A 16,048-nucleotide genomic window follows, 5' to 3' on the forward strand; every position below is an offset into this window, starting at 1 on the left:
AGCAAAGTGATTACAAGTCTTGGATAGAAATTTTTTACACCCGAACCGGCTGGTCAAAACGAACGCGGCACCCTGAGGTGCCGCGCTGCCGGGGGGGTGTGGAGATTACTTGTCGCGATGCTCGAACTCGCCTTCGATGACGTCGGGCTCGCGGGTAGGCTGGTGAATTGCAGTTGGGCGATGGCTGGACGTTCCCTGATTGGCAGGCGTCTGCAAATCATCGGCGAAGGCCCGCTGACGCATGGCCTGATCCTCGGCGCGCTGGCGGACCTTGTTGATCAGCAGACGACGGGTGATCGGCAGCAGGCAGATCACACCCAGAATGTCGCTGATGAAACCGGGCAACAGCAGCAGGCCGCCGCCCACGGCAACCATCAGGCCTTCGAGCATTTCCTGCGCAGGCAGCTCGCCACGCGCCAGGCTTTCGCGTGCACGCAGCGCCGTCGCAAAACCGGCCACGCGCATCACGAACAAGCCGAGCATCGACGTCGCGACGACCAGCAGAAAGGTCCAGAGAAAGCCGATGGACATCCCGACACGAACCAGCAGAAACAGCTCAAGTACCGGGAATAATAGAAACAGCAGCAAAAAAACACGCATCAAATGAGTTCCTCAAGGGAAGAATGCCTTCCGAGTAGACCGTATGTGATGTCAGAAGGTCGTTAATTCAAGCTCCCTGCACCTGGCTTGCCGCTAAATTATGCGCACAAGTGAGCTGAACCAGGCCTTCACAAACGTGTATCGGTGTATTTCAGGGCTCGCGGCAGACCCGAGACGAACGCGCAAAAACAGCCTATAACGTGCTCTGGCTATGGCATAAGCACTCGCAACCCGCCAGTGATGCCATGGAAACGATCAACTGTGATTGGGCACGCATATGGAATTGAAAGACAAGCTGATAATCATCACCGGCGGCTGCCAGGGGTTGGGCAGAGCCATGGCCGAATACCTGGCCGGCAAAGGCGCCAACCTGGCGCTATTGGACCTCAATCAGGAGAAACTCGATCAGGCTGTCGCCGCCTGTGAGGCACTCGGGGTCAAGGCTCGCGCTTATCTGTGCAATGTCGCCAATGAAGAACAGGTCGTCGACACGGCCAGCAAGGTCGCCGAGGATTTCGGCGCCATTCATGGCTTGGTCAACAACGCTGGCATTCTGCGTGACGGCCTGCTGGTCAAGGTCAAGGATGGCGAGATGACCAAACTGAGCCTCGCGCAATGGCAGGCGGTGATTGACGTCAATCTGACCGGCGTCTTCCTCTGCACCCGCGAAGTGGCGGCGAAAATGATCGAGCAGAAGAGTCAGGGCGCGATCATCAATATCTCGTCGATTTCACGTGCAGGGAATATCGGACAGACCAACTACTCGGCAGCCAAGGCCGGTGTGGCGGCTGCGACGGTTACCTGGGCAAGGGAACTCGCCCGCTACGGCATCCGTGTGGCAGGCGTGGCGCCGGGGTTCATTGAAACCGAAATGACCGGCAGCATGCGCCCCGAAGCCCTCGAGAAGATGACCTCGGAGATCCCGCTCAAGCGCATGGGCAGGCCGGACGAGATTGCACACTCGGTGGCTTATATTCTGGAAAACGATTATTTCAGCGGACGCATCCTGGAGCTGGATGGCGCAATGCGGATCTAGTCAGCCCGTAGAAGCAGCAGGCGACGCACAGGGTGTGCGTCGCCTGCTCTTCGCTTACCAGCTTACGCCGAAGCCAGCGGTGTAGCGTGTCTTGTCAACATCGCCATTGCTCGAACCACTGATGACGTTCTTCTCGGCTTTCAGGTTAAGCGACGCCCAGTCGGTCACCTTGTAGCGCAGCCCGGCTTCGACATCCAGCGAGTAGTCGGCGACCGAGCTCAGCGGCTTGCCCAGCTCGCCGTTGGTGAAGAATTCGACCTTCTTGCCGATCAGGTAGCGGTTGTAATCCCAGGTGCCGGCAACGGAATAGAAGTTTTCCTTCTCGTCGTTGGAGAACTCGAAATCGGTACGGTTAAGCAGCGCACCGACCTTGAATGCACCCAGTTCGTCATCCCACAGCTGGTAACCCGGACCGGTACCGACTACGCGCTGACGAGACAGATCCTCGACCTTGTCGCGTTTGTAGCTGATGCGACCGTCCCAGAAGAATTTCTCGGTCAGGAAGCGGTCCAGCGAGTACTCGGCGCTCCAGTTGTCAGTGCCGACCACGTCGTCGGTGGTCTCGCGGTTGTAATCGCCCTTGGCGTTGTGACGCCAGTCGCCATGACGAGCCGAGGTCTTGAAAGCGACGTTGTAATCATTGGTATCGTTTTCGGCCTGCTGGAAATCCAGCGCCGCATCGATGTTGCCTTTCCAGACAAGATCCGTGATAACCGGCTTGGGCTTGATGATCTGATGGATACTTGCCAGATCGACGGTCTTGGGTGCATCGCCATTGGCCAGCACGACCTTGCCGTCATCCGCAGCCTGCAGCGAATTGGAGACCTCACCGCCATGCTCATCCTGCTTGACCAGCAACGGCTGATCGCTTTTCAGGGTCTTGACCTGTTTCCAGTCCAGCGCGATGGCGCCACCGTATTCGGTCTGCAGCAGCAACTTGCCGCCGTCGAACACCTTGATTGTGCCGGTCAGGCGGTCGCCATTCTTCAACCAGACGGTATCGGCAAGCAATGGAGTGGAAACAGCGGTGATTGCAAGGCACAACAGGGTTCTGGACAACATAAGCGATAACTAGGCTCTGTAAGGCGGGAATCGGGCATTTTCCTGCGGGGAGGTGTCGGGGCGATCCATGTACCACCAAGCACGGTGGTAACAGACAGCCCGGACCATCGAAAGTTCAGCGAACGACAATCAATAGCGTTTTATACAGGATTATCGCGTGACAGATCCGGACTTAACATTACTTTACCCAGCGGGACAATCGCCAAACGAGGCGCGACGCACCGCCCTTTACCTGACGATGGCGCAGATACCCGAAGGCAAAGTGGTCGCCTACGGGCAACTTGCCGAACTGGCAGGCCTGGGTCGCGCGGCACGCTGGGTGGGGCGTACCTTGAGCCAGTTGCCGGACGGTTCTTCCCTGCCCTGGCACCGGGTTCTGGGGGCTGGCGGTCGGCTCAGTCTGCCGCCTGGCAGCGTTTCCGGCGACGAACAACGGGCACGTTTACGCGCCGAGGGCGTTACCATTGTGAATAATCGGGTTGATATGCAGCGCCATGGCTGGCGTCCCCTATAGCACAGCGGTTAGAGTGCGCCCTTTGTTTTCGTAACCTGAGGCAGATTCCAGCCCATGCCCCGTAAAACCTGGCGCGCCGCGCTCGCCGCATATGCCAGCCCGTCGACATTAGTGTTACTGCTGCTCGGATTCGCTGCGGGCATGCCTTATATGCTGGTCTTTTCGACATTATCCGTGTGGTTGCGCGAAGCCGGTGTCGCTCGCGAGACCATCGGCTATGCGAGCCTGATCGGCCTTGCCTACGCCTTTAAATGGGTCTGGTCACCATTGCTCGACCAATGGCGTCTGCCCCTGCTCGGCAAGCTGGGACGTCGTCGCTCATGGTTGGTGCTTGCACAGAGCCTGGTGATTCTGGGCCTGATCGGCATGGGCTTCTGCGACCCGCAAAAGCATCTCTCGTGGCTGATCGCGATTGCCGTGGTGGTCGCCTTCTCGTCCGCCACGCAAGACATCGCCATTGATGCCTATCGCCTGGAAATTGCCCAGGACACCCAACAGGCTGCCCTGGCCGCCAGCTACATGTCCGGCTACCGGGTCGCTGCACTGCTGGCGACTGCGGGTGCGCTGTATTTCGCCGAGGGCTTCGGCTCTACAGGCTTTGCCTACAAGCATTCAGCTTGGACTGGCACCTATGTGTTGTTCGGACTGCTGATGCTGCCCGCGCTGGTCACCACACTGATCATGCGTGAGCCGCCGGTGCCGCTGCGCACCCAGCTGTCGGCCGCGCGCTATGGCTTCACGCACCAGTTGGCCTCGGTGTTCGTGCTGATTGTGCTGCTGGTCTCCGTACCGGCGATGTTTACCCAACTTTACAATACCGACTTCGCCAGCGTGCTGTTCAACGGCACCAGCTGGATGGACCTGTTGCTGGAAGACCGGGCGTTTTTACGCGCGATTCTCTACACGCTCCTGACCATCGCCTGCCTGTCCTCGATGGGTCGCCGCGGGCTGGCACCGGTTCTCACCCCGATCAACGATTTCATCATGCGCTACCGCTGGCAGGCGCTGCTGTTGCTGGGCCTGATCGCGACCTACCGGATGTCCGACACGGTGATGGGCGTCATGGCCAACGTGTTCTACATCGACCAGGGCTTTACCAAGGACCAGATCGCCAGCGTCAGCAAAATCTTCGGCCTGATCATGACCCTGCTGGGGGCCGGTATCGGCGGACTGCTGATCGTGCGCTTCGGCATCATGCCGATCCTGTTCATCGGCGGACTGGCCTCGGCTTCGACCAATATCCTGTTCCTGTTGCTGGCGGACATGGGCCCGAACGTGAAGATGCTGATCGTCACCATCTCGCTGGACAACCTCAGCTCCGGGCTGGCGACATCGGCGTTCGTCGCCTACCTGTCGAGCCTCACCAACCTGAAATTCTCTGCCACGCAATATGCCTTGCTCAGCTCCATAATGCTGCTGCTACCGCGCCTGCTGGGCGGCTATTCCGGTGTGGTGGTGGAAAAGTACGGCTACCACAACTTCTTCCTGATCACCGCGCTGTTGGGCATTCCGACGCTGGTGATGATCATCCTGCAATGGAACCGAGAGATACGCACGGCGAAGACCGAGCCGCCTCAAGAGGCTTCCGTTATCGACAAGCCCTGATCTCTGGCTACCTCATCAAGGAACAACATTGGACACCGAAAACAAAGCACGCGCTTTCAACCCCGTTCCCCTGATCCTTATCAGCCTGGGGATCTGGCTGCCGATCATCGGCACCCTGCTTAGCTCCTACCTGTCACAGGATCCCGCGACTCCGTCCGGGCCGATGGCCTTCGGTGGCGCGGTGGTTCTGCTCGCACAGGTGGAGATCTTCGCCATCATCTTCCTGCTGATTTATGCGTTCGCCGTAAAACCGTGGAGACTCTCCAAAACCATACGCACGGTGTTCTCGATCAACGCAGTCGCCGCCGTCGTCGCGGCAATCGGCATTATCGTTACGCTGGCCAATATAAGCCTGCAGTAATCGTCGACTAAAAAAGCCCTGACGCTCAAGCGCCAGGGCTTTTTTCATATAGCGCGCCCTCCCCTTACAGTCTTGCATCCTGGCGCCTCTCATTACGCCGTAAGAAACGCACTACAGCTTCTTGTGAATTGGCCGACGATATCGTTAGCCATTCCTCACTTTCTCACCGCGCCATCAATAGTAATGTCGCTCGGTGACGGACCCTTGCAATTTAAATGTGTGCCCCCGGAAAGAAGTCTATAGACTCACACACCTCTCTATATCAGCACTCTCGACCGGAACGAGCGGCTGGCGTTATATAACGGAGCAACAATGTTAAAGGATCTAACGGCGCTGTTTGCGCCACAAAACCGTCGCCTGATCAAGCTGACGACCGTTGCCCGTGACGAACAGGAACTGCTGCTGGAAAGCTTTTCCGGTACTGAAAGCCTGTCCGAGCTGTTCAGCTTCGAGTTGTCGATGATCAGCCGCGATGCCGGCCTGGAGCTCAAATCGCAGATCGGCCAGCCTGCACAACTGGCAATAGAACTGGCCACCGGCGAATCGCGTTACATCAATGGCTATATCAGTGCCTTCAGCCTGGAAGGCAGCGACGGCGGTCTGGCACGTTACAGCGCCACACTGAGCCCCTGGCTGTGGATGCTCTCGCGGCGCGTCGACTCGCGGATATTCCAGGAACAGACCATCGAAGCCGTTATCCGAACGGTATTTGCGGCCTATGGTGCGTTGCCCGATTTCGAGTTTCAACTCAGCCAGCCACTCAAGACGCACAGTTACATCACCCAGTACCGTGAAAGCGATCTGACCTTTGTATTGCGCTTGCTGGAACACGAAGGGCTGTTCTTCTATTTCGATCACAATCAGGAAGGGCACACGCTGATCATTCTTGATCACTCGCGCGACCTCTCGCCCCTGCCGCAACAGCCCACCATTCGTTATCACAGTGCATCCGTTACCGAGACAGCGGATTCGATTACCGAATGGCGCAGCCATCGACGTCTGCAATCGGGGCGCATGTCCATTCAGACTTTCGATTACAAGCAGCCGCGCAATTCGCTGCCGGTTGGCATGCCGAGCCTCAACGAGCAGGGCAACGTCGATTCGTATGAAGTGTATGACGTGCTCGATCACTACAGCCACGGCACCTTCAATGACGGTGAACGCCTGGTACGTCAGCGTCTGGAGGCCATTGAGGTTCAGGGCAAGACATTCACCGGCAACAGTAACTGCCGCGCCATGTACCCTGGCCACACCTTTGAGCTGACCCAGCATTTTGATCATGACCGCGGCTCTGCTGAAGATCGCAGTTTTCTGCTGATAACGGTCAAGCATGAGGGCAGCAACAATTACCTGTCGGACGCAGGCGCGGGCTACACGAACGAGTTCGTGTGCATTCGCCACAAGATTCCCTACCGTCATCCGATCACCGTCCCGCGCCCGAGCATTAACGGCCCACTGAGCGCCATCGTGGTCGGGCCGGACGGTGAGGAAGTGTTCACTGATGAACTGGCGCGGATACAGGTCAGGTTCCACTGGCAGCGCGGCGACAGCCTGCCGCAAGGCACCACCTGGTTAAGGGTGGCGATGCCCAGTGCCGGTAGCGGCTTCGGGCATCAGTTCATGCCACGCATTGGCCAGGAAGTGCTGGTGACGTTTCTGGCAGGCGATATCGACCGGCCTCTGGTGACGTCGGTGCTCTATAACAACATTAATCTGCCACCACGCTTCAGCAAGGCCTCGGGGCTGCCCGGCAACCGCACGCTGTCGGGGATCCGCACCCAGGAACACAAAGGCAGCGGCTTCAACGAACTGCTGTTCGATGACACGCCAGGCTCACTGCGCGCACGCATGGGCACGACCCATCAGGCCACCGCCCTCAACCTGGGCAAACTGACCGACCCGCGTACTGACGGCACCGCCCAGCCACGCGGCAACGGCGCAGAACTGCGCACCGATGCCGCCATCGCCCTGCGTGCCGCGCAAGGCATGTTGCTGACCACCTACGCGCGTACCGACGCAAAAGGCTCACAGCTGGATCGCGAAGAGCTGCTCAAACTGCTGGCCGAGTGCGGCGAGCTGTTCAAATCCCTCGGCGAAACCGCAGCCGCATGTGGCAGTCAGGCGGTGGATGTCAAAGGTATGGAAGCCTTGCGCCAGTCGCTCGACCAATGGCCCGCGCCGGACAATAACGGCCTGGGCGACCCGGTACTGGCCATGACCGCCGCCGCCGGCATTGCCAGCGCCACACCACGCTCACAGGTTCACTACGCGGGTGAAAATCACGACACCACCGCGCAGGACAACCTGCAATTGACCAGCGGCGCGGCCATGCACCTGCAAGCGGGCAAAGGGCTGTCGGCCTTCGCCCAGGACGCTGGCATCAGCGCCATCGCCAACCGCGGCAAAGTGCTGGTGCAAGCGCAGGAAGACGACATCGCCCTCAATGCCCAGAAAAACCTGCACGTCTCGGCCGTCGAAGGCGAAGTGGTCATCACCGCGCCGACCATCCGCCTGGTCGCCGATGACGGCAGTTACATCAAGATTGGCGGCGGCGTCGAGATTGGCTCGCAAGGCAAAGTCACTGTGCACGCCAGCGAACACGACTGGATCGGCCCCAAGACCGACAGCGCGTCGATCCCCTCATTCGGCCGCGACCCCGCCGCCCAGCAGGTCACCTTCCACTACCCCGGCCACAGCGAACAAAGCCCGCGGGCAGCAGCGGATCACTCGTATGAAATCAAACTGGAAGATGGCAGCCTGGTGAAAGGAATGACAAACGCAGACGGACTGACCGAGCGCGTGGAACGCGAAATGATGCATCAGGCGCAAGTATCGGCACTGCGCAGCGGCACACCGAAAGGAGGTGCGCAATGAACGGCGCCGATGAATACGCCGTTGCCCAAGGCAATACGCGCCTGATCCCCAACCTCAACACCACCAGCAAAATGGAAGTGCCCGCCGACTTGCCAGGCGTAGTGATCTTTCTGCACGGTGTGAATGACCCGGGGGCTTCTTATGAGTCGGTGGAGACCGGGTTGTGTCAGGGGGTGAATGAGCGGCTGGATCGGCCGGATCTGGTGGCTGGAAGGTATGGGGTAAGGTACAACGAGGCAAAAAAAGTGCCCTACGAGGAAAGGGACAGTGATCAGAAAGCCATGCTCGATGATCCTGACACCTATCTTTATCGGCGCGACGCATCTGACCCGAAAACCCATAGCCTGTTGATTCCCTTTTATTGGGGACATCGGGCAGCACCCGATCAAATCAAGCGTGATAACGCGGGCGATCCGTTCAGAATGCGTAACCAGTTTCAGGACATCAACGGCAACCGTCTGGACCGCCACTTTGCCAAGGCGGGAGGTTTTATTGCCAACGCGACCAATAACATACCGGATGTCTACGGAGAAGGCTTTAAGCCCAATCTGAAAAGCATCGCTCTTGAAACGTTTAAGCCAGACAACGCTTTATATTTTGGTCACTCGCCAGCGCGGCACTATTGCGTATTAGCGGCTCACCGCTTGGCTATGCTGATACGCGAGATCCGTCGCGTGTCGCCTGACGAGACAATAACAATCATGGGCCACAGCCAAGGCACGATAGTCACCTTGCTGGCGCAAGCGTTGCTGGTAGATGGAGGAGACCGTTGCGCAGATACTTTTATCATGGTTGATACGCCTTATTGTGTGTTGCCTGGTAACACTCCCAAAGACCAAGACACATTTTCAACGCTAGTTGGGATCGTAACTGCAATAACAAATAAGCCACACACACAACCAGCCATGTCAGAACTCAGGGACGCTAAAACCTACTGCGGCAGAAGCGGTTCGCGATGGTCACCCACTCAAGGTATCCGCAAAAATAAAGTGGGCAGCATGACAGTCTTTCCCGAGCGGGATAACCGAGGAAAGGTGTATCTGTATTTCTGCCCGGATGACACCACTGTCTCACTGGATGACGTCCAAGGCATCGGGACCTATGGAATGCCTGATGCTCTACCTGATGGACGAATGGCAATGATGGTGCTCCAGCAACTACGCTTCTATCAACGCATGTGGACTAAGCGCCATCGCTATGGTGAGCCGATCCTGATCGGCAACACGCCACAACCCGAACTCATGCGTGCCTCAGGCGAAGCTCGATACCCAGGTAGCTCATTTGGAGCCGGTATGATTGCCCGCGCGCCCATCCCAGAGAGGCAAGAACGCCTTATTAATGCCGAAGCGCTGACTCCGCCTCATGAACCAGAAATGTTCGGCGGCGAAGCGGAAACTGGCACACCAACAACTTCAGGCTTGGATAGACCAGACGACGTTGGCAAAAGCGTTGCGTTAGGGAAGGACGCCGCTACGTTCTTATGGATAGAAATGCCCACTGAATATGACGGTCCAAAAGTGACGAAGCGCCAAGCATTAGAACGCTTCAACGCGCTTTCTGATGATCCAGAAAAAAAAACCCGCCAAGTACGGGTAGGAAGACCCAGAAACTATGCCAACGTTTTAACAGGGTATATTTACCAAAGGGAAGAAACGCCAAAAGAAGCTCGAGATCGTATGGAGAAAAACCGTGATGCATGGAGCGAAAACTCCTATCACTCAGGCATACTACGTAGCCCGGAAAATCATCGCTGGGTGACTGCAATGGACATCGCTATTGGCCAAGCTAAATGCTTGGATGATCCGGCAATGCGTGATGTGCTGGTGGCGATTGCGGATTGGAAGATCGACGAGGCGCAATTTCTCACAATTAGTGAATCACCAGGCTGGGAAAGGCTCAGTGAAGAAGCTCGGGCTCTAGTCAAAGCTAGCTACCTGTACTATGAGGAAGGGGAATTCCCTTCAACGAATCTAGTGTCACTAACACCGCCGCAACTCATCCAGAGCGCCCCCAAATTTCGGGGTGTCCAATGATCAATCGTCCACAAAGCGTGCTACTTCGCCCGAAATTGAAAAGATATTTATGGGTGACCATTGTTTTGCAGGTCCTTTGGCTTGGATTTGTCCTGCTTGTCTACCTAAAAGCACAGGAAAACGATATGCAACTTCGTGACATAAACCCGGTATTGCGGTGGGGCATCGCAGGCATTTTAGGCTTGGTTTTGCTGGTCTATAGCGGACACTGGTGGGGGAAAGCCATCGCCCATGAGAAAGCTGAGCTGGCAGCTTATAGAACAGAGGTTACAGCTCAAAAGAACGAGCAAATGGCAACTCAGCAACGGACATATTCGCTGGAAATAAGAGGAGCGGGAATCGCCATTTTTCACGATAGCCAATCAGAAATTTGGAGTTTTATAAAGAAGAAAAACAATAATTTTACATCCATCTACTCCAATGACGCCAAGGACTATGATGCGTCGCTTGACTCACGCAAAATTAGCAGAGATATAAAAATTCGTGCAGCTTTCCAGCATTCGGCTGGCGACGCGATCGCCTATTGGCCAATACCCGTGTTCGCACTGGGGCCTCCGAATCTGTTCGATAAAGCCTATAGAGCTGCAGGCTTGATCAACTCTGGCCGAAATGCAGCAACACTGGGAGTTGCGCTGTTTCTCTGGCAGGACGATGAAAGCACTACCCATGCACAGGCCATGATCGAACGACTATTTAATTTTTTCGACGACAATTCACAGGTGCCACAGGCCCTCATCGCAAGCAGAGATGGGGATATTACTCGTGACGTTTATCGAAAGCCTGGGACACCGGCACTGCAAAACGCCCAAGTAGTACCGACAATATTCGAAAGTATGACCGGACTGCTGGTCGCTCGTTCGGACCGGGTGGACAGGTATATTCGCCCTTACGCGACTCAAGAGCCGGAAGACAATCAAAACAAAAATACTGACCTGGGCAAACTGTGGGCTTTCTACTGGGAACAGCCGCGAAAATTTAGAAAAATATATGAGGATGCAGAAAAGGCCAAAGGGGTTAAAGCTCCACTCGCCCCTGGTACGATATCGACCGCCTACTGGCAATCCCAACTCCCCACGCTCTGGAAAACCATCAGCAACCGTGGCCCCGGCAACTTCGAGCCCTCCCCTTGGCTGCCGATCCGTTGGGGTCAGCATCAGGTCAAGGAGTTCGATGCTGCGCCGGTACTCGGCTATCTGCACCGCCCGATCAAGGCGCCCATGCAGGATGAAAACGGCAAGCGCCTGAAACCTGCGTTGCAAGCCAAAGCGCTGCAAGCCGCCTGGGTGCAGGCGCTGGATACCTTGCCAGATGGTCAGAAACCTGTGCGGGTGTTCTACGACAGCACCAATAACCCGGAAGCCGAAATCGCCCTGAACAACGCCCTGCACGACCTGAACAAGGACGGCCACGGTCTTGAGCTGGGCAATGTCGAAGAGGGCTACGACATCGGTCGTCGTCTGGGTAATACCGGGGTTAGCGGTGCGCTGGTCGAGATCAATCTGGCAACCATCGCCAGTTACAAGGATGGCGGCGTCAGCGCCGTGGTCTACGCCGGCACCGATGGCAGCCTGACCGTACAAATGATCCGCCCGCCCGATGAAGCCCGTAAAGCGAAGAACAGCCAGAACCGAGGCGCAGATCCGTTCACCTTCGGCTCGCCAACCGGCGGGGCACCTGCAGAGTGAGTTATCCGGTCTGCCTGGGCGACGCCACCAGCAGCGGTGGCCGAGTGGTGTCCTGCCAACTGGCAGGCACCCACACCCTCAATGGCAAGCCTCCGGCCGTGCTGGGCGACAAAGCCACCTGCACGCTTCATGCGGGTGAGTTCGCCTTTATCGAAGGCCACCCCACCCGAAAGCTGAACGGCATCCCGGTGGTCCTGCACGGCCATCGACTGGCGTGCGGCTGCCAGGGTGTGGCCAGCCATGCCATGAATGTGCGAGTGGTCTAGGGGTTTTATTTGTGATCAGGCTATGCAAGGGAAGCACAGGAAAACCATATGGAATTGCGTAACATACATTCGGTGACCCGCTGGGGCATTGCAGGGATTTTAAGTGCGGTTCTGCTTAGCTACAGCGGGCATTGGTGGGGCAACGCTATTGCCAATGAAAAGCACGAACTGGCGGCTTATAAATCCGAGATTATTGCTAAAAATGCAGAACAACAGGCTGCGCAAGCACGAACATACTCGCTAGAAATACGAGGAGTAGGCCTTGCGGTAAATGACTTTCATCAATCGTCTGTCTGGCGAGAAATTGTTAAAAAAAATAACAACTTTTTATCGATATTTCCTTCACAAGCCAAAGCCTACGATCCATCGTTAAGCTCGCGAGAGACGACTGCAGATATCAATACTCGGGTAGCTTTTCAGCATGCGGCAAGCCCATCAGTAGCTTACTGGCCAATTCCTGTTTTTGCGCTCGGGCCTCCAAACCCCTACAAGAAGCCCTACCGCGCTGCAAGTATTATCAACTCAGGCCGAAATGCAGCGACGCTAGGAGTCACACAGTTTCTCTGGCAAGAAGACGAAAATACCAACTACGCACAAGGTATGATTGAGCGGCTGTTTATTTTTTTTGAAGATAACCCGAAAGTGCCACAGGCACTTATCGCAAGCGAAGACGGGGACGTAACGCGGAACCTATATCGCGAACGCGGTACTCCAGGCTTGCAAAAAAATACTCAAGTAGTGCCAACAGTATTCGAAAGCATGACAGGCCTGCTGATTACTCGCTCGGACCGAGTGGATCGCTACGTTCGTCCTTATGCGACCAACGACGCAGAAGACAACCAGAACAAAGATACCGATCTGGGCAAGCTCTGGGCTTTCTACTGGGAGCAGCCGCGTAAATTCAGAAAAATCTATGAGGACGCGCAGAAAACTAAAGGAATTAAAGATCCATTAGGCCCAGGCACCATATCAACCGCCTACTGGCAATCCCAACTCCCCACGCTCTGGAAAACCATCAGCAACCGTGGTCCCGGCAACTTCGAGCCTTCCCCTTGGCTGCCGATCCGCTGGAATCAGCATCAGGTCAAGGAGTTGGATGCTGCGCCGGTACTCGGTTATCTGCACCGCCCGATCAAGGCGCCCATGCAGGATGAAAACGGCAAGCGCCTGAAACCTGCATTGCAAGCCAAAGCCCTACAAGCAGCTTGGGTACAGGCGCTGGACACGCTGCCCGACGGTCAGAAACCTGTGCGGGTGTTCTATGACAGCACCAACAACCCGGAAGCGGAAATCGCGCTGAACAACGCCCTGCACGACCTGAACAAGGACGGCCATGGTCTTGAGCTCGGCAATGTCGAAGAGGGCTACGACATTGGTCGTCGTCTGGGCAATACCGGGGTCAGCGGTGCGCTGGTCGAAATCAATCTGGCGACCATAGCCAGTTACAAGGATGGCGGCGTCAGTGCAGTGGTCTACGCAGGCACCGATGGCAGCCTGACCGTACAAATGGTCCGCCCGCCCGATGAAGCCCGTAAAGCGAAGAACAGCCAGAACCGCGGCGCAGATCCGTTCACCTATGGCTCACCGTAAGTACGAGCCGTGCGAGAGGTGTGTTATTACACCCTTTGTGGCCCTCACGAAATGACCACAGGGCCGAACCCGCACGGAACATGCAACAATGCCGCACGATCAACCCGGGTACCGTGATCCAAAGGGCATGGCTGTCCGGGATGGGATCCTTTATAGAAGACCTCTCAATGAAAGCATTTCCCCTGCTGGCCACGGCGGCCGTACTGATCTTGTCCGTGGCCGGATGCACGTCGGGCGTAGAAAAAAGCCGTATGCCTAAACCGGTGCACATTACCGTGCAAGTGGTCGATGAAAACGACCAGCCCCTTGCCAATACGGTGGTACGTGTTCAACAAAGCGCACCGGCCGGCGACCGGTTCTTTTGCCTGAACATCGCGCTCTATGGTGGCAGGGGATGCGGTACCTTCAAGAAATGGTCGCTGTTCGAGGGCGATTATCCTGCCAGTGGTTCACTGGACATCACTATCGAGTATTTTGGCGGGCTGAATGTCCAGGTCGTCGAGCCTTGCGATAACACAGACCCCAAGGCCATGCGCCGGTATTCCTTGCTTTCGCTGGCCACTACGGGGCTCATCGACGGCCAGCAGTTCAAGGTAAAGCCGGTGGATAGTCATCTGACGGGGCACAGCGTGGAGTACGGCCCCTGCACGACCCGTCTGCCATCTGTCGAAAGCTTCGACAAACAATTTTGATCGAAGATTGCAGCAAGACAGCGGTGCAGGAAATCGAAGCGCCGGGCTGGGCACACTCTTGAATGACCTGGGCTTTGAAGGACTTGGAATAGGAGCGGCGTTTTGGCTGCATGAAATACCCGCTTAAAAGGCTAGGACTGGTGCCCACTTAAATTTAAGTGCACACCATGTCCTGGCTTTGCGGGGCTGGGTAGATGACTTGGCCGGACCCTTACAGAGGTGTGACGTTTCACTATCGAAGAAAAAACCTGCACGCCAACTGGATAGAAAAACAAGGATCGAACAATGACAACAGAAGCTGAAAATCATATCGGCCACTATTTTCTTCTCACGCTCATTGGCTTGGGAATCTGGCTGCCCATTAGCGGTATAGCCCTTTGTATATACGTGCTTCAAACGGCCAGTAATTTAGGCATGGGAGCGCTGACTGTCGTCGGAACGATATTCTCACTCCTGGGCATAGAGTTTGTCGCAACTGGAATGTTGCTTATATATGCATATTTGAAGAAACCGTGGAGACGCTCCAGAAAAATCCGAACAGTTTTTTTCATACATGCCTTGGCGGGAGGCCTGACGGCAACGTCAGCCTTTGTGTGCTTTTTAATCATCAAGCTGCAATGAGTCCCAAAAGTCACACCCAAAAATATCTGATCTATGTAGACGCAATATTCAAGAAGACGATGATGAGTCGGCCACAAAAGCGGTACTCGCCACAAATACCAGCCTTTAACGAACGCATACAAAAAAGCCCCGACTCTCACGAGCCAGGGCTTTGTCATACCGCACAAACCACTATTCCTGAACCACCCGCACAATCCGTTGCGGCAGTGGGATCTCGATGCCTGCGTCCTTCAGGCGGTCGCGCGCTTCGATGTTGAACATCGACGTCACGTCGCCCATGTCGCCACTGCTGGTCCAGACACGCAGGGACAAGGTAATTGCGTTCTCCCCCAGCGCAGCCACCACAGCCTGGGGGGCCGGGTCCTTGAGGACGCGCGGGTCGTCGGCCATGTCCAGCAGGACCTGCAAGGCCTTCTTGAGATCGGCGTCATGGCTGACGCCGATGTCGAAGGTGATCTTGCGGGTCGGCTGACGGTTGGTGTTGGTGATGATGCCGTTGGACAGGTTGCCGTTGGGAATGATCACGGTACGGTTGTCGCCGGTGCGCAGCACGGTGTGGAAGATCTGGATGTTGTCGACGGTTCCCGACACACCCTGGGCTTCGATCCAGTCACCGATACGGAACGGGCGGAACAACAGAATCAGCACACCACCGGCGAAGTTTGCCAGGCTGCCTTGCAGGGCCAGACCGATCGCCAGACCGGCCGCACCGATCGCCGCCACGAACGAGGTGGTTTCCACGCCGATCATCGACGCGACGCTGACCACCAGCAGGATTTTAAGAATGACGTTGGCCAGATTACTGACGAAGCCCTGCAAGGCCAGATCGGCGTGTCGCAAGGCCAGCAAGGCGCCCAGTTTGCCGGTCAGCCGGTTGATCAGCCACCAGCCTACGCAAAGTGTGACGACTGCCAGCAGCAAGCGGCTGCCGTACTCCATGATCATCGGAATCCAGGCCTGCGACGCTTGCCACAGATGACCGACTTCTGCGTTTAAATCCATCGTTATCTCCTTACTCGTCACGAACTGCGATCAAAACCACGGCGACCTGCCGTCATTTCAATGCTCAGGGCGATTCGGACTGGCGGGGGAACGCAGGGTTCCCCGGC

At 56.4% G+C, this 16,048-nt stretch carries 14 protein-coding genes; 11 read left to right on the top strand and 3 right to left on the bottom strand.

Annotated elements, in window-relative coordinates; genetic code table 11:
• Nucleotides 1–105 precede the first annotated feature (105 nt).
• Nucleotides 106–600 carry an FxsA family protein gene (locus KBY08_RS05860; protein ID WP_003405962.1) on the bottom strand — a complete coding sequence of 165 codons (495 nt, stop codon included), beginning with the start codon at nucleotides 598–600 and terminating at the stop codon, nucleotides 106–108.
• 277 nt (nucleotides 601–877) lie between these two features.
• Between KBY08_RS05860 and KBY08_RS05865 the strand changes: the two genes are divergently transcribed.
• Nucleotides 878–1,636 carry an SDR family oxidoreductase gene (locus KBY08_RS05865; protein ID WP_060406349.1) on the top strand — a complete coding sequence of 253 codons (759 nt, stop codon included), beginning with the start codon at nucleotides 878–880 and terminating at the stop codon, nucleotides 1,634–1,636.
• A gap of 54 nt (nucleotides 1,637–1,690) precedes the next feature.
• Here KBY08_RS05865 and KBY08_RS05870 read toward each other — a convergent pair whose 3' ends face one another.
• A complete protein-coding gene (locus tag KBY08_RS05870) occupies nucleotides 1,691–2,698 on the bottom strand; it encodes a DUF481 domain-containing protein (RefSeq protein WP_003405967.1) in 1,008 nt (335 codons plus the stop codon).
• A 157-nt stretch (nucleotides 2,699–2,855) separates the two neighbouring features.
• Here KBY08_RS05870 and KBY08_RS05875 point away from each other — a divergent pair, with 157 nt between their 5' ends.
• From KBY08_RS05875 to KBY08_RS05920, 10 genes are all read left to right on the top strand, one after another.
• Nucleotides 2,856–3,212 (top strand): MGMT family protein, encoded by a 357-nt coding sequence (locus KBY08_RS05875; protein WP_024638335.1) that lies wholly within the window; start codon nucleotides 2,856–2,858, stop codon nucleotides 3,210–3,212.
• Between the two features lie 54 nt (nucleotides 3,213–3,266).
• On the top strand, nucleotides 3,267–4,817 hold the full coding sequence (locus tag KBY08_RS05880) for an AmpG family muropeptide MFS transporter (RefSeq protein ID WP_011268831.1): 1,551 nt from the start codon (nucleotides 3,267–3,269) through the stop codon (nucleotides 4,815–4,817).
• 28 nt (nucleotides 4,818–4,845) lie between these two features.
• Nucleotides 4,846–5,178, top strand: coding sequence for a hypothetical protein (locus tag KBY08_RS05885; protein WP_024659796.1), 333 nt, complete (start codon nucleotides 4,846–4,848; stop codon nucleotides 5,176–5,178).
• Between the two features lie 312 nt (nucleotides 5,179–5,490).
• Complete coding sequence (locus tag KBY08_RS05890) at nucleotides 5,491–8,052, top strand: type VI secretion system Vgr family protein (protein WP_060401029.1); 2,562 nt, start codon at nucleotides 5,491–5,493, stop codon at nucleotides 8,050–8,052.
• The gene (locus KBY08_RS05895) at nucleotides 8,049–10,085 is read left to right on the top strand and encodes a DUF3274 domain-containing protein (protein ID WP_060401030.1); all 2,037 of its coding nucleotides are present in this window, start codon (nucleotides 8,049–8,051) and stop codon (nucleotides 10,083–10,085) included. The genes KBY08_RS05890 and KBY08_RS05895 overlap by 4 nt, the downstream gene beginning before the upstream one ends.
• On the top strand, nucleotides 10,082–11,770 hold the full coding sequence (locus tag KBY08_RS05900) for a DUF2875 family protein (RefSeq protein WP_164990120.1): 1,689 nt from the start codon (nucleotides 10,082–10,084) through the stop codon (nucleotides 11,768–11,770). The genes KBY08_RS05895 and KBY08_RS05900 overlap by 4 nt, the downstream gene beginning before the upstream one ends.
• Nucleotides 11,767–12,036: a PAAR domain-containing protein gene (locus tag KBY08_RS05905; RefSeq protein WP_024640916.1), complete on the top strand. Its 270-nt coding sequence runs from the start codon at nucleotides 11,767–11,769 to the stop codon at nucleotides 12,034–12,036. The genes KBY08_RS05900 and KBY08_RS05905 overlap by 4 nt, the downstream gene beginning before the upstream one ends.
• Before the next feature lie 48 nt (nucleotides 12,037–12,084).
• Nucleotides 12,085–13,626: a DUF2875 family protein gene (locus KBY08_RS05910; RefSeq protein ID WP_080266954.1), complete on the top strand. Its 1,542-nt coding sequence runs from the start codon at nucleotides 12,085–12,087 to the stop codon at nucleotides 13,624–13,626.
• 167 nt (nucleotides 13,627–13,793) lie between these two features.
• Complete coding sequence (locus KBY08_RS05915; RefSeq protein WP_024640914.1) at nucleotides 13,794–14,318, top strand: hypothetical protein; 525 nt, start codon at nucleotides 13,794–13,796, stop codon at nucleotides 14,316–14,318.
• Nucleotides 14,319–14,603: 285 nt separating this feature from the next.
• Nucleotides 14,604–14,939, top strand: a complete 336-nt coding sequence (locus KBY08_RS05920) for a hypothetical protein (protein WP_024640913.1) — start codon at nucleotides 14,604–14,606, stop codon at nucleotides 14,937–14,939.
• Nucleotides 14,940–15,110: 171 nt separating this feature from the next.
• Here KBY08_RS05920 and KBY08_RS05925 read toward each other — a convergent pair whose 3' ends face one another.
• Nucleotides 15,111–15,941 (bottom strand): mechanosensitive ion channel family protein, encoded by an 831-nt coding sequence (locus tag KBY08_RS05925; RefSeq protein ID WP_003395337.1) that lies wholly within the window; start codon nucleotides 15,939–15,941, stop codon nucleotides 15,111–15,113.
• Between the last annotated feature and the right edge of the window lie 107 nt (nucleotides 15,942–16,048).

Source organism: Pseudomonas sp. P135 (assembly GCF_020312125.1).
GTDB lineage: Bacteria > Pseudomonadota > Gammaproteobacteria > Pseudomonadales > Pseudomonadaceae > Aquipseudomonas > Aquipseudomonas fragariae.

What these genes read in the sequence shown, in the direction of transcription:
- KBY08_RS05860 (WP_003405962.1), bottom strand. Translation starts at nt 600, where the DNA reads ATGCGTGTTTTTTTGCTGCTGTTTCTATTATTCCCGGTACTTGAGCTG.
- KBY08_RS05865 (WP_060406349.1), top strand. Translation starts at nt 878, where the DNA reads ATGGAATTGAAAGACAAGCTGATAATCATCACCGGCGGCTGCCAGGGG.
- KBY08_RS05870 (WP_003405967.1), bottom strand. Translation starts at nt 2,698, where the DNA reads ATGTTGTCCAGAACCCTGTTGTGCCTTGCAATCACCGCTGTTTCCACT.
- KBY08_RS05880 (WP_011268831.1), top strand. Translation starts at nt 3,267, where the DNA reads ATGCCCCGTAAAACCTGGCGCGCCGCGCTCGCCGCATATGCCAGCCCG.
- KBY08_RS05890 (WP_060401029.1), top strand. Translation starts at nt 5,491, where the DNA reads ATGTTAAAGGATCTAACGGCGCTGTTTGCGCCACAAAACCGTCGCCTG.
- KBY08_RS05895 (WP_060401030.1), top strand. Translation starts at nt 8,049, where the DNA reads ATGAACGGCGCCGATGAATACGCCGTTGCCCAAGGCAATACGCGCCTG.
- KBY08_RS05900 (WP_164990120.1), top strand. Translation starts at nt 10,082, where the DNA reads ATGATCAATCGTCCACAAAGCGTGCTACTTCGCCCGAAATTGAAAAGA.
- KBY08_RS05910 (WP_080266954.1), top strand. Translation starts at nt 12,085, where the DNA reads ATGGAATTGCGTAACATACATTCGGTGACCCGCTGGGGCATTGCAGGG.
- KBY08_RS05915 (WP_024640914.1), top strand. Translation starts at nt 13,794, where the DNA reads ATGAAAGCATTTCCCCTGCTGGCCACGGCGGCCGTACTGATCTTGTCC.
- KBY08_RS05920 (WP_024640913.1), top strand. Translation starts at nt 14,604, where the DNA reads ATGACAACAGAAGCTGAAAATCATATCGGCCACTATTTTCTTCTCACG.
- KBY08_RS05925 (WP_003395337.1), bottom strand. Translation starts at nt 15,941, where the DNA reads ATGGATTTAAACGCAGAAGTCGGTCATCTGTGGCAAGCGTCGCAGGCC.